The 13,138-nt window shown below is 50.2% G+C and carries 11 protein-coding genes and 1 pseudogene; 6 read left to right on the plus strand and 6 right to left on the minus strand.

Annotated elements, in window-relative coordinates; genetic code table 11:
- The coding region (locus tag VE954_RS02095) for a hypothetical protein (protein WP_324949160.1) at window positions 1–268 on the plus strand (268 nt) is incomplete at its 5' end.
- A gap of 376 nt (window positions 269–644) precedes the next feature.
- On the opposite strand, the gene VE954_RS02100 is transcribed toward VE954_RS02095, so the two are convergent.
- Window positions 645–1,298: a recombinase family protein gene (locus tag VE954_RS02100; RefSeq protein ID WP_324949162.1), complete on the minus strand. Its 654-nt coding sequence runs from the start codon at window positions 1,296–1,298 to the stop codon at window positions 645–647.
- A 362-nt stretch (window positions 1,299–1,660) separates the two neighbouring features.
- Between VE954_RS02100 and VE954_RS02105 the strand changes: the two genes are divergently transcribed.
- Together VE954_RS02105 and VE954_RS02110 are read left to right on the plus strand one after the other, a co-directional pair.
- Window positions 1,661–2,479, plus strand: coding sequence for a hypothetical protein (locus tag VE954_RS02105; protein WP_324949164.1), 819 nt, complete (start codon window positions 1,661–1,663; stop codon window positions 2,477–2,479).
- Window positions 2,480–2,596: 117 nt separating this feature from the next.
- Window positions 2,597–3,157, plus strand: coding sequence for a hypothetical protein (locus tag VE954_RS02110; RefSeq protein ID WP_324949166.1), 561 nt, complete (start codon window positions 2,597–2,599; stop codon window positions 3,155–3,157).
- A gap of 532 nt (window positions 3,158–3,689) precedes the next feature.
- Here the strand turns inward: VE954_RS02110 and VE954_RS02115 are convergent.
- Window positions 3,690–4,586 carry a hypothetical protein gene (locus VE954_RS02115; RefSeq protein WP_324949168.1) on the minus strand — a complete coding sequence of 299 codons (897 nt, stop codon included), beginning with the start codon at window positions 4,584–4,586 and terminating at the stop codon, window positions 3,690–3,692.
- A gap of 919 nt (window positions 4,587–5,505) precedes the next feature.
- Here VE954_RS02115 and VE954_RS02120 point away from each other — a divergent pair.
- Window positions 5,506–7,821 (plus strand): G8 domain-containing protein, encoded by a 2,316-nt coding sequence (locus tag VE954_RS02120; protein ID WP_324949169.1) that lies wholly within the window; start codon window positions 5,506–5,508, stop codon window positions 7,819–7,821.
- Between the two features lie 606 nt (window positions 7,822–8,427).
- On the opposite strand, the gene VE954_RS02125 is transcribed toward VE954_RS02120, so the two are convergent.
- A complete protein-coding gene (locus tag VE954_RS02125) occupies window positions 8,428–9,195 on the minus strand; it encodes a hypothetical protein (protein ID WP_324949171.1) in 768 nt (255 codons plus the stop codon).
- Window positions 9,196–10,103: 908 nt separating this feature from the next.
- On the opposite strand from VE954_RS02125, the gene VE954_RS02130 reads away from it, so the two are divergent.
- Window positions 10,104–10,640 (plus strand): hypothetical protein, encoded by a 537-nt coding sequence (locus tag VE954_RS02130; RefSeq protein ID WP_324949173.1) that lies wholly within the window; start codon window positions 10,104–10,106, stop codon window positions 10,638–10,640.
- A 208-nt stretch (window positions 10,641–10,848) separates the two neighbouring features.
- Here VE954_RS02130 and VE954_RS02135 read toward each other — a convergent pair whose 3' ends face one another.
- Window positions 10,849–11,712, minus strand: a complete 864-nt coding sequence (locus VE954_RS02135) for a response regulator (RefSeq protein WP_324949175.1) — start codon at window positions 11,710–11,712, stop codon at window positions 10,849–10,851.
- A 167-nt stretch (window positions 11,713–11,879) separates the two neighbouring features.
- Between VE954_RS02135 and VE954_RS02140 the strand changes: the two genes are divergently transcribed.
- A complete protein-coding gene (locus VE954_RS02140) occupies window positions 11,880–12,065 on the plus strand; it encodes a hypothetical protein (protein ID WP_324949177.1) in 186 nt (61 codons plus the stop codon).
- Window positions 12,066–12,505: 440 nt separating this feature from the next.
- Here VE954_RS02140 and VE954_RS02145 read toward each other — a convergent pair whose 3' ends face one another.
- Together VE954_RS02145 and VE954_RS02150 are read right to left on the minus strand one after the other, a co-directional pair.
- Window positions 12,506–12,826 (minus strand): hypothetical protein, encoded by a 321-nt coding sequence (locus tag VE954_RS02145; RefSeq protein ID WP_324949179.1) that lies wholly within the window; start codon window positions 12,824–12,826, stop codon window positions 12,506–12,508.
- A gap of 49 nt (window positions 12,827–12,875) precedes the next feature.
- Window positions 12,876–13,138 (minus strand): annotated as a pseudogene (locus VE954_RS02150) (hypothetical protein); the annotation flags it as partial.

A 13,138-nucleotide genomic window follows, 5' to 3' on the forward strand; every position in this document is an offset into this window, starting at 1 on the left:
AGTCAAAGACGAAACGGTTTCTGTTTCGCAAAGGACAGGATTCTTCGGGCGGCCCGATCCCCGTCTTCCCTTGAATGTGGGAGTCATGGGTGAGAACAGTGGCAATTCTGACAAGGAATGCAAACTCATGCGCGGCGTTCGTTATGTGAGAGTCGGTCAAGCCGATGCCTGCATAGGCTATAGCAATGCCCTGGCAACTGAACTCAAGATCCTGCTACAAAGGCCGGGCGAAATCCGCGTACAGCGCGTAATTCTGCGCCGTCCTTAAGCGGCAGTTCGGTGCTTCCTGGACAGTATGGAGACGTTTTGGCCTTCGCCACCCCGGCTCCGCTTCATCCAGATGCCGCCGGGAAAAACATGGCTGTAGGAGCCGGAAATAGGCCTTTTAAGCCAATTGTCAAGGCAGCCATGGATTGTGTTTGTTTGGTCGCCTTGTGCCTGTCAAAGCAGCTCCAGAATGATCCTGCGCCATCAGCAAGGACCATGGACCTGATGGTCGCTGTCCTTTCAATCGTTCGGTCTGTGCGCTTCAAATTGCACCAGACCAGACTTCGTGAATTGAGCAGGCGTGGAAATGCTTAATTCATAGGCAAATCAATCCGCTGCAGCGCCGAATAAATAACACAACACCAACAATCCTGATGTTATGTTGTAGCATCGTCTTTCGAATAGGACGGAAGGACATGTAAGTTTGCCATTGGCTGCAGCTCTCGCCTTTTCACTCTCTCCTGGGATTTGCCCTCGGAGGCATTGAATTTCAATATATTGGCAAGATGCGTGTGCGAGATGCCTGCTGCCCTGGCCGCTTTTCTGATACTTGTCCCCTCCGAAACCAGGTGGACAGCACGGTGGATGATATCCTCTGAAATGCTCCGTCTGCGTCCGATAAGCCTGCCCTTTTCCCTTGCTGCAGCCAGCCCCGCACGGGTTCTCTCGGCGATGAGATTTCGCTCCATTTCAGCCACTGATACCAGGATCTGCGTCACCAGCCTTCCTGTTGGACTTCCGTAATCAACCCCTTCACGCTCTGAAATGAGGTTCACGTTTCGTCGTTGAAGGTCCTCGATGAGAGCAAGGATCTCAGTTGTCCTGCGTCCAAGGCGGTCCAGAGCCGCAACGATGAGGGTATCCCCTGCCATGAGCTGCTCAAGCAGCGCAGTAAGGAAGGGCCTTGATTTGGCTCCAGAGCGCGTTTCAGTTACGACATCCGCGTGCGGATATTTTCTGGTTAAAGCCATGACCTGCGCGTCCGTACTCTGCCCATCCGTGGAAACACGTGAATAAATATAGAACGCCATGAGTCACTCCCTGACTGGCAAATAGTCCGTTAAGTTGGTTTCCAGTTTGCCATCCTTGCTGGACAGCTGGCAACCAAACGAGCGTTTGGTTTACATTGGAAACCAACTCAATGATTTATTTTACAGTTATGACTTTTTTTTGGGCAGAATTCGAGATCACATCGGTCATTGAAGACGACTTTGAACGACAGTACAGAGGACTTTGAATTCTGACACATATCCAACGCTTCGGGAAATTTGCCTAAATAATATACATTTACCGCAAGTCAGTTTTCTTTGACTTTTTTATAACATGTATTTAACTATAAATACTGAAGTAAACTGCAATTGTCCAATATGGATTTTAGAACGACGAGGCCTCCATGGATAGCACACGACTGTCGGCATTATTGGGGAATGATATTGATGCGCCGACTCTTCAGAATAAATTCGATGAAACACCCGGAGCACCGCTGTGCTCAGGCTTCATCCGACGGCCCAGGTCCTCGGCCCAGTGGCTCAGGAATGCCCGCATCATCCACGAGGCCGTCTGCAATGGGCATAAGCCCCAGGCCATCGCCCGCGAACTCCTGATTACAAAGCAGGATATAAGCCGATACAGAAAAGTCTGCGGGCGATGGCCGAAAAAAGCACTTGAGCTGATCGAGCGGAACCCGCAAAGGATTACCGCTGGAACCATCACACGCCTGGCGAACACAATCTTTTCCGATGTCAAGGGGCGGGGTGATCCCAGGGGAAGGCACAAAAAACCCACGCTTCTCGCCACCCTTGAGGCTCTGCTCAGCGGACGGAAACAGCCGGGGGGAATCGGAACCGCCGCCATGGTCAGGGACCCCTACCGGCGCCGCCTTATCGAGGAAACAGCCCGCAATCAAAGGCTCTCGCAGGAGTTGAGGGACCTCAAATCATCGGAGGCAAATGATCACACAAGGCGCGAGCGCCGGCGGCTTATTATTGAGAACGAAAGGCTGAAGGCTGCCCTGGCAAGACATGGCATCACGGCCGCTGAAAAAAGAAGGATGAGCGCTGTGGTCACCGACCCCAATCTCAACTATCTGCTCTCCCTGCTTCTTGCAAAATCGCAGGTGGCCACCGATGTGGATGAGGAGCTTGGAATTCTGGTCATGAATGCCGGCAGCAAGGCGGCGCTGGGACGGGTGGTCGAGAGGATGGTATGTTGAGAGTGAGGAACTGCGGACAGGTCGATGAAACCTGGCGGGGAATATCAAAGTGCGTCGAAAGTATTAACGCACTTATGATATTATCGATCTATCAAAACGCAGGGGAGGTGTGGGTCTATGAGAAACACCAGGCGGGCGTTGAGATCGGCCAAAACACGCAATATGGCGCTACGCAAAAGCCGATCACAGGCCTTGAAGGCGCGTTTCGCAGGGTCAACTCCCAAGCCTGTCATGACGTTGCTGGAAAGACTCTTCGAGGAAAACCAGATTTGGGGTACGGGTGGGACCTTATCAGATGATCCGTTAAAGCTGCCATTGATAGTAATCGCGCAGAATACTCAGGATGCATCGAAGCTTCGTGTCAGCCTCAACATCGTGAAAATGGCCGTTGAGGCATCCAAAATATCAGACACCTGGGCCGAGCTTTCCATACACGCAGACCTGCTAAAGGACCTGGTGCTGGAGGCATTTTTTGAGTTCGGTCCTATCGACAAAAAATACGTTCGTGAGAAAATTGGCGCACTCCAGGGCACTTCGTTTCAAAGTTCAGGAGTAAAAATCAGGCACCTGGCCGAAACCTATGGCAACTGGCGCTGCAAAGACGACGAATCCGACAGCGTCAATGGCCGTCATGGCCCGGGTTTTCTGAGATCTGAAATCATGCAAACACTTGCATGAGGCGTGGCCGGGTTGGGATTCCGCCAGACTTCCTTTGCTTGGAGGAGCGGGCGCGGCAGAAATATCGTTAACGGGCAATATCGCTGATCAGAAGAATTTCGCCAGAAAAAATGCCACCAGCAATATCGCCAGTGGCCTTACCCAATTCGCAATTCAGTAAATTATACCCCCAATTATCGCCTACAAGTTTGTTTCAATCAACTCGAAAAACCGCTCATACCAGAAGACATGAACGGCTCGACTCTTAAAAACCTGCTTCAGCCAAATAATGACATCACTCTGAAAACCCGGCCACAAAAAAATTGCCGGTTTTGAAACGCCGGCATAAAAACGATTGCTTCCAAGTCATCGCTTTCACTGCGGAAGGGCAGTGACCAGAATATCATGATGGTTGAAGTTAATGGATGAAAAAAACTCCGATTGGAACAAGGGCCTACAAAACCCGCTCGCGTCCATGATCAGGGCCGGACCTGAAAAAGCGGATCGCTCCAAAACATTGGTTAACTTTTTAAAAGCGGCGATACCGTGCTGCTCAAATTTCAACGGACTCACAATTCAAATTGCTCCCCTGAAAGCCCATCTCAAGGAGCTTTTTCTGCTCCTTAAGAATCGGCTCCCAAAAATAATCTCTGGCCTTTTTCTGGCCATCGAGCAGAATAATAGCGCGCTTTACCTTAGTCTTCAAAATCACCCCCCACCTGCCTTTCACGCAAAGGCGCGCACCGGTTACAAAAGGAAAATCCCAGTCCTCCGGCCATATGTTCTTGTGCTCAAAGCGCAACTTCTTCACCAGATTGTCATCATCCCTGCCCGCATCCGCGGTCCCTGACCCGGCATCAAAACATCGAAGTGCCCGATCCCAATCAACATCGGTCTGGCCCTTTGTGCCACGCATGGTCATGGCACAGCATTCGAGATTTATACCGATTACCCACCCCCATCTGCCATCGACGTAAAGTCGCATGCCGGAGAATACCGGAAATACCTCATGGCCTGCCAGCTTCGAGCGATATTCATCCAAAAGCTCACTGGCCACGCTCTCCTCGCGCTCGATCTCAATGTCAGCCAGCAATTTTTTGAGCGATACATCCGAAGCATCAACCCTTGGCAGCTCACGGCCCTGCAGATAGTCAAACACGGCCTGTCGTCGACGCAATCCAGCCAGACGCCAGGAGTTCGCCGCCTTTTGACGTGCAGTCTCTTCTTCTTGAGCCGCCAGGCGCTGGAGCCCGATCATGACTTTCTCTTCAGCTGCCTTCCGGGCTTTTTCAGCCATTTCCTGGCGACGGCGGAGCTTCGCAGCACGGTTGGGCAGACGCACTCGCACAACGTCATAATCAAGAATCAGCTCCGGCTCAGGCGCTAAGGGCTTTGGTTCCACCTTCGCATTCATTGCGTAGCTGTGCTCACGGACTATGCGATCAAGCATTTTTTATCTTCCTTCTGGGTGGCAAGCCGTGCCGTTTGCCCTTCATGGCTCCTACTCGAATGCCATTCTTTCCGATGAGAAAATTAATCATCATGTACGTCACCGCATATTATGTCCTGGAAGAAGTCCGGGACGACGAGAGCAAAATCAGGGATTTACATATTGTCATTGAAAACCATGGTGTAAATGATAGACACGTGCTTCATAGGATCCAGGAAAAATATCAAAACTCCAGCTTTTTCGCAAGAAAACTGCCGTTCGCTGCGAGGCTGACGCTGAAAGCGTGAGACAGTAGCCTGATCCCACTGTTAATTCCTGATTTATGACGATAGGAATTGGGCTCTTCAGCTGAAGTTTGATTCTTTTCAAGGGCAACCAGCTCCGGATTTGTAATTTCTACTGCGAACCACGATTGCCATGAATAAGGAGGCATATCACGTGCGAGTTTATCACTATGAAAAAACCTATTACATAGCGATCAAATTGTAAAAATCATTGACAGATGTAGCAATGCAGACTGATTCGGTTTTGTGACGTCTGCATCGTGTCGGCTCATGCTGATGTCCATTTTATAATGTCGGCAAGCGCATCATTTGTGGTCTTCCTGAAACAGGCTCTCCCTGTCCGTTGGTGATGCAGGAGGAGGCTAAGAAGCCAATGCCGGCCAGCATTCAGGACGTCCTGCCTAGGTCCCTTTCCCAAAGTATGATCAAGCTGCACCTCATTCATATACGCTGCTACCTCTCAAACGTTCTTGCGATATTGTTCGTGCAACTTCGAAAAACCAGTTCAGATAACGTTCAGAAATCCTGGTTAAAAGCACGTGTCTTAAATCAGTTAGCATGCCTTCAGACTCACTTTGGGGAGTCCTGCACGGTTATGTTGGTGAGTTGAGTGGCTGGAAGAAGTGGAGCGGTCGATGAAAGTTAATGGATCAGCATTCCTCTCGATATTGGGATTTTTAGTACTGGTCTTCATTTACAATCGTTTCCACGATGTCTGCTCTTTAGCAAAAGTTTGCGGAACTCAACTCGTAACCCAGGTATCAGACCATGACCACGCTGCGGCCCATTCCGGCGAAGCGGTTTTATTTGAGCTCGGCAGGCTCCGCTTGAGCCCTGCAACACACGTTGCCGTAAGCAATGGTCAATGGTCTGATCCCAGGATCTGGTCGACTCAGGAGATTCCAGGGCATGGAGCCCGCGTGCATATTCCCCACGGAATTAATGTCATTTATGACCTTGTCAGTGAGAATCCGCTTAAATGGATTTTGGTTGATGGATCGCTCTCCTGGGCTTCAGTGCAAAATACACAGCTTGTTGTTGATACAATCATCTCTGGCCCTGAGAGCCATATCCTTATCGGTAGCGAAAATGAGCCTGTTCTTGCGGAAGCGGACATTGTCTTCAAGCATGATCCTCTCGACTCAAGCCGGGACTCTGACCTATTGAGTCGGGGCCTCATTGTCACGGGACGTCTCAGTGTATACGGCCAGTCAAAAAGCAGTTTTGCACCTGCACTGGGAGCTGCCAGGTCAGGCGATAGCTCTCTCAAGTTAAGCAATATTCCCAGTCACTGGCAGGTGGGTGACAGGATCGTCCTGACAGGCACCAGATGGGTACAGGAACATTGGAACGGATTTGAATATGAGGATCCGGAAACTGAAGATGAGGAGCGTATCATCATGGCAATTGATGGACGCCATTTGACTTTGGATAGACCACTTAGCTACACGCATGAACCTGCAGACCCGCGGTTTAGCTTTCATGTAGCAAATCTAAGTCGTAGCGTACGTTTCCGGTCCGCCCTTGGTGCAAATACCCCCTCAGGGGAACGAGGCCATGTCATGCTTTTAAACCCCAAAGCGGCGCACATATTTTACGCAGGTTTCCATCACTTGGGCAGGTTGGAAACAGGACCCGATACCAACACCACCGTATCAGGTACACCCCCCGGTGCCGGCTCGATACCCAAAGGTCGATATCCTCTCCAGGTGCTAAAGACCGTTCAGCAAACTGATGACCCGGCCCCTGTACTAGTTCATGGCATTGCCATCGTTGAAAGCCCAAGCCAGGGTGTGGTAATAAGCGGCGCAGGATCTGTGGAAAACAGTGTCTCTTACAATGTCTCAGGTTCTCACTTTGTCGCGCACAAAGGATTTGTGGGTGGCACCTTCCGCAACAATATGGCAATCAGGTCTGTTGGCGGTATCCACCTGGAAGGTCCCGTTGAGATCGAGTCGTTAAGTCAGGGTGGAAATGGATTTTGGATTGGAAGCAGGAATGTAGTGATGGAGGGGAACCTCGTAAGCGGAGCTCGCCATGCTGGAATCGTCTATGCTCTGGAACCTGAAACGGAAAGAGGAAACCTCAGCAGCAGATTTTCGGGTGAATCTGTCGAAGTTGAATCCTACGAAGAGCTTCAACTCCCTGTGCATAAGCAGCTAACCGTATATGCCAGTCGGCTTGGCTTTGCGGCCTTTCATGCAGGAAGCGTGAGGCTTCAGGGCATGCGAACCGCTTTTGAATCACTGCATTGCTGGTCCGTTGGACAAGGAATCCATATTGAACGTTCACAAAGCCTGACGTTTCGTGATTTGGTGCTGATTGCCGACGCTGGTGCCTATCATCCCTCACATCCTGCAATGATTCTCCAGCATGGAACCAGGGACATCATCTTTGACAAGTCCAGAATCGAGGGCTTTCATACAGCACACGTGAGCGGTGACATCGTTGATGGTTACGATGACCATTTGGAAGGCATTTTTATCGATACTGAAGTCACTGGTGCAAGTCAGTTGTGGGTAAATCTCGATCCAGAGAAAGTCAGGTTCATCAGTGGAGCGGAGCTGACCCCCGGTCGCCTGATGTTTTCACCAGAGCAAAATCCCGGGCATATCCACCCTCTCCCTTCGCAGCTGGAAAAATTTAGTTTGAGAGGGCACATAGAGGATAGCATTGGGACCGTCATGTTTACCGCGCAGCTTACTCGGGAAGCCTTAAGCGGGATCATCGCAAAAGGATATTATAATTGTCCGAAAGAGGGCCGGTGCATCCTGCTTAGCGAGATTATTGTGGATCGGCGGACCCATGCGGCCCTGCAGTATCGCTACCTGGCAAAGTTGCCCGATAATTTCAGCGGCGAAGTCGGTGCGCTTCGAGGTAATGCCCCGGTCGATTTGGGAATCAGGCGACTGATTCGATCAGTCGAGGCGAGTTCAATTGCGCGGCGTTGAACCTTGATCAACCTTTTTTTCTTCCAGGAGCCGGAAGCTCTGGCGGTGATGTTCCAAGCAAATAGCAGCATGCACGGACATGTTCTACATGCTGCATATACGTCAGACTTTAGTACTCGATGCGATAGACGGGGTTTTTCTCATAAGCCTTGCGGCTTTTGTTATATTTCTAGGTCGTCGATGGATTCCCGTGCCCAAGGGCGGGCTGAACATCCTCAAGAAGGACATCGATCAGGCTTGTCGCGAGACTATGTGCAGTTTGTGTTTTGGGATTCTTAATGCCTGTGTGCAATCAGGCAAGGGATAATTCAAATCAGCCAGCCGTTGCCGATATTCTCTTAGGTGGAGCCAATTGTCTTCCCCTGGAATGGAGTCGCCACCTGTTTGAAGGTTTTCCTATCTTGATCCTTTTCCTGGAAGTGGTCATCCATACAAGTTTTATAATTATCGATTTTGATTCAGTCTTAATTAAATCTCAATAAAAATAAGACGATATGAATATTGCATAATAATCATGCTGATCACAATCTGTACTCCTTGTGGATCCAAATAACCCAAGTCCTCGCTGTCGCATGGGAATAGGCAGCCATGGAAAAGCAATAGGGCCTATAAACCCATGCTGTTAACAAAAGAGCTTAAATCCAGACATGCCTGGGGACTAAACGGACCGAAGGTAATGGTCTGGGTTTGAGCCAGGGTCAAAGTAAAGAGGCCATTGCTACAGCTTCCTCCGAGCCCTTTATGCGTGTCCGGCAAATTTCGAATCGATGCGTTGGGAATAACAAGATTCATGAGCCGGCTGCTCAGAAGTTCACAGCCATTGAAGCGATCAGAAATGTTGACACCATATCCGCCCGTGGAATCCATTGCCAAAAGTACAAAACCATTCTGGCAGTCCGATACAAATCGCCATTCCCCCGGTTGTGCCTTCAAGACATCCCGACCAGTTAGAATTCTTTGGACCCCTTTAAAGACAACAGTCACCTGCATCTCAAGGAGAGCGGTGTTGACCTCAATCAGATTTTTGCCAGCAGCGCTTATACGAACACTTTGATTGATAAGACTGGTCGTGATCCGGGCAGGACCTTCGTAGGAAACCTTCCAGACCGGTACTTCACTGAGGCTGGCAGGCTGTCCGTTAGCATCACTCAAAAAACAATCGATAATCCCGATTGGAGGCTCCCCGGTGGGGGCTGATATCCAATTGCAGGCCAGGGGATAGCCGGGCACTCCAACAGGCTCTTCCGAACCTTTGTCTGGCTTCCCTTGCAAGGTTCGGTCGATGCCGTTGGTCTCATTGCCCTTTAGATCGTTGTCTTTGCAGGCGGCAGTGCCGAGCAGAACCAGGAAAGCCGTGAGAATGCTGATTTGCATGATTGAGATCCTTGCCGGGTGAGGATGTGCAAACCCGGTCGTCATCGGGATATGCCGGATATTTATATTCTATACGGAACCAACCTGAGCATTCCACAACTGAGCTATTTTCACCAAATTCATACGCTCCATGATCAAGCCGCCACTCGCTTTTGCCTTCAAAAGTCTCGGAAGAGGGTTGGCCCGCCCTTGCAATCGGGATAACTCCGCGAAGCCTACACCTCAATTTATCCGTAATAAAAATTCTGTAATATTGCATAATTACGCCTGAGACTTATGCAGCATCTCCTATTTGACGATCTGCTCGCTTCCGCGAATGGACGACAAGGATTATGAATGAAGATCGATAGGCTCAGTGGCTTCAGTGTTGTCAGCGCCCTCGTAAGCCTGATGGGCTTCACGGTAAACATCACGGCAAGGCATGATAAGTGTGCACGCACATGTCCACGTTATCGATAAACCAATCAAGGGTGGGATATTGAAGAACCAATTCTTTGAATATCCTGGCAGAAGCCGCCCTGAACCTGAAAAAATCTACCTTTGGATCGGAACCCGTTCGGCACCATGTTTTTTGTGGAAAAATGCGAAGTGATATGCAAAATTTGAATCCGGTAAAAAGAATTTCTGGTGACAGGCCCTTTGAGTGCCGCCTCGGATGGCGGCACATTTTCACTCAAATTCCTGGCCTGGAAGCTGGAGGCGTAAGCAAACGTCCGGCCATGATCATGGCAGCCAGCCGATACTTCCGGGACTGCGCAAAAGAAAGGGGGGATCAGTATGAAGGATACTCTTTTGCCTGAGGACGAAGGCAGCCCAGGGAGGCAGCATCCCGACCTCGATAGAACAAGGCATGACTGCGAGAGGATGAAAATTCCTGATTCCGACCTTTCGATGTTAAGGCGGGAATCATGAGCCCGGATTCAAGTCCCGACTTCACCGCAGAGGCCACGAGCCTCGGCTATTTCCCATTCATCCGATTTTCTCCGCTTGAATACCTCACTTTCAAAGAGCTTTACGGGGAAGGGATATTCGATCTTTTCAAACGGCTCAAGGACCCGGGGCGTCTTCACCCGGAATGGGCCATCATATTTGCCGGAGCTGCAGTTCTGCTCTCCCGTGATGAGGTCCTGAAGGCATCAGATATACATGCTCTGGTGACGGGATCGGAAGAGTTCATGCACCGCCGAGGGCATATCCGAAAATTTAACGATATATTCTTTGAAGTGGTATGGCCGAAAATGAAAGTGGGTGCCGTGGATGTGCCAGAGCCCGACCGCTCCATATATCTGGCGGATTTCGAACGGTGGCGGAAAAAGCTGAAAGCGAGGACGAGTGAGATTCACGGCAAGCACAAGGCTTCCCGGGAGGCAAGCCCTGTCATCGAGCACCGTTCCCAGCCCTCAGATCGGCCGAAGATCGTGAAAAAATCCAAACCCGAGGATTAAAATGATTCATGACTGCAGGCCAATCGCATAAAAGTTATTCACGGAATCGGCGTATTCCCCTGCCTTTGGATTCATCGCAGACGACTTGATGCTGGCTGATTCAATGCACGGATTCCCGGCAGAAAAATAGGTGATTCCACAACTATTCTTTCAATATCTGCGCCTCGGTCAGCCCGCTTTTCGCAGCCGGATGGCTGCCATGCCAGGGCTAAAAAATGAGAATTTTTGTCAGCTTTGAAGACAATTTAAGCAAAACTTGGCCGTTGATTGGCTTCTGAATTTCGTGAACATTCTCATGTTTTCCGATAAAATCCACCGGGAGATCACGCCCTGAAGCTATGATGACGGGTGCAGCCCTGCTCAAGGTGTTCTCGGACCTTAAATTCCTAATGAACTCCATTCCATCCATATTGGGCATGATGCAGTCGGTCACGATCAACGAAAACTGCGTGGACCTGCAGCTCTCCAGAGCCGCCTTGCCGTCCGCTGCCATAATAAGTTTTGCTTCGGGAGCTACAAAGCGAAAAAGGTCCAGGTACCACTCAAGGATCTCGGGTTCGTCGTCGACAAAAAGAAAGTTCAACTGGCAACCCCTTTGGTTATCCTGTGCAGCTTTTTGCAGAGCCCACCTTTTCTGAAGCGCTTCAAAGGCGCGGCTCATCTGCGCAATGCCATGACCGGTGTCCAGAAGGCGAATTCTGGCACTCAGGAAATTCTCAGTTTCCTGCCCATTCCATGTACTTCGCTGAAGATGCTGCTTAATTGAGATTAAAGCCTTCAGGCAGATAAGCATCAGGTCGTGGACAGGAGGTAATTTGAGTCCAAGTGGAACCTCAATTTCACGCCTATTGTCCAATTCGGCCCATTCGCCATCAACTTCCAAAAGATCCGGGATGGCAGCCACCCGTCCAGGGCCGCCTGAACTGATGACCTGGCGCGCTTCCTCTTCTGTTTCGCGGGGAACCAGCCATGAACGGCGCCTCGCGTCAAAACCGCCGCCAATGTCCCTCAGCCAACCACGAACCTGATAGACCAAGCTTCCGCGTCCCAAATCCACCATTTCAGGACTCATTTATTCCTCACCGACGATGTTAAAATATCCTATTATCGAATTCAAGCTTTGGCTTGTGACTTGAAAACTCGCGTGTTGCCTTAACATCTCCATGGTCCTGGTCGCGAAATCCTTTCACCCCTCCTCGCTCCGGGAAAGCATAAGGAAAGCCTTCTTGCCGAGAATCCATGAATCATCCTTCCTTAACTCCACGCCTGGGCTTTTCAGAAGTGACAGAAAATGAAAAACTTCATCATGGTGCATGCTCATATTCCCTTGCAAAGAAAATAAAATTACTCACAGGGCTTGGATATCTGTCCACAATATCTGATTTACCTGATGGGAAAAACATCCAACTTTGCCACATCCAATGACCAGGGCCGAAAAAGAGGATGTTGGATCTCAGAAGTCCGACGTTTCCCAATTCCGCGTCAAACCCGTCCAGGGGTCTGATGCCGAAAGATGTAGAACTTATGGCAATGATTGAACATTGTCCGCGTTGCAAGACAACTCCTCCGAGGGAGTATCTGGACACACTGAAGGGAGTGTTGGCTCAATTAAATCTGACCGGCTCTCACGCTGTGAAAATGAGTCCAGCCAGAAGCTTAAGACCAAGCGTGCGAGACGCCCCCTTCCAGGTATGAAGCCTTCTAGGTACGCCGACCTGGCGATCAGGCTGAAGGACGCTTTCACCAAGTTCGGCCCATTCCCCCCTTAATTCTGCGAACAGGGCGCGAATGCGCGGGATTTTTCCGCCGGGGACCTCCTCGAGCTTTTTCCTGAGCAGCTCCACTCTTTCCGATTCCTCGTGCGCCTATTTTTCTTTTGCGCGCAGCGAGGTGATGTCCCGGGCGGAAACCAGAATAAGAGTGATCAGCCCTTTGGCATTGAAGAGGGGCTGCCAGTGCAGGGCCAGAACAGAGTCTCCATACTGCGTCTCGCCTGGCAGATGGGTTTTATTGAATTCCCAGCTCAGCCCGTCGCTTCCAAGACAAGCCTGAACTGGACTGCAGAAATCGTATATTTTAAACAATTTTAAACGATCCTGTAAGGGTATGGGTTTTGCCGAAACGACTGCACTGTTTTGCCATTTTCTTTCGGCTGCACGAGCCAGAGCCAGCTCGCTCGTGATCATGTAAATTCACCAAGCGTATCCGAGCTATCAATCCATGGCTGAAATCATTTCAACTCACGCCTCGTTCGGGAACTATCGGTCCAACTTTTGAAGCTACGGCATTAAGGTTATAGGGATAAATATGTTCTGAGTTCAAAGTGATTTTGAACGCAAATTTGATGAATCCTTTCGAGTCTGGTGCACCCATCGACACAACCTCAATATTTCCTCCTTTGCTTTGCAGGATGGAGCGAACAGCATCCATGCCCATACCGCGGCCGGAAATCGCTGAAACCTCATTCTTGGTGGAAACCCCCTTCAGGAATATGGATT

The sequence above is a fragment of the Oligoflexus sp. genome (assembly GCF_035638955.1).
Classification (GTDB): Bacteria; Bdellovibrionota_B; Oligoflexia; order Oligoflexales; family Oligoflexaceae; genus Oligoflexus.

Excerpts from the sequence above, each read along its gene's own strand:
- VE954_RS02100 (WP_324949162.1), bottom strand. The coding sequence starts at position 1,298 with ATGGCGTTCTATATTTATTCACGTGTTTCCACGGATGGGCAGAGTACG.
- VE954_RS02105 (WP_324949164.1), top strand. The coding sequence starts at position 1,661 with ATGGATAGCACACGACTGTCGGCATTATTGGGGAATGATATTGATGCG.
- VE954_RS02110 (WP_324949166.1), top strand. The coding sequence starts at position 2,597 with ATGAGAAACACCAGGCGGGCGTTGAGATCGGCCAAAACACGCAATATG.
- VE954_RS02115 (WP_324949168.1), bottom strand. The coding sequence starts at position 4,586 with ATGCTTGATCGCATAGTCCGTGAGCACAGCTACGCAATGAATGCGAAG.
- VE954_RS02120 (WP_324949169.1), top strand. The coding sequence starts at position 5,506 with ATGAAAGTTAATGGATCAGCATTCCTCTCGATATTGGGATTTTTAGTA.
- VE954_RS02125 (WP_324949171.1), bottom strand. The coding sequence starts at position 9,195 with ATGCAAATCAGCATTCTCACGGCTTTCCTGGTTCTGCTCGGCACTGCC.
- VE954_RS02130 (WP_324949173.1), top strand. The coding sequence starts at position 10,104 with ATGAGCCCGGATTCAAGTCCCGACTTCACCGCAGAGGCCACGAGCCTC.
- VE954_RS02135 (WP_324949175.1), bottom strand. The coding sequence starts at position 11,712 with ATGAGTCCTGAAATGGTGGATTTGGGACGCGGAAGCTTGGTCTATCAG.
- VE954_RS02140 (WP_324949177.1), top strand. The coding sequence starts at position 11,880 with ATGAATCATCCTTCCTTAACTCCACGCCTGGGCTTTTCAGAAGTGACA.
- VE954_RS02145 (WP_324949179.1), bottom strand. The coding sequence starts at position 12,826 with ATGATCACGAGCGAGCTGGCTCTGGCTCGTGCAGCCGAAAGAAAATGG.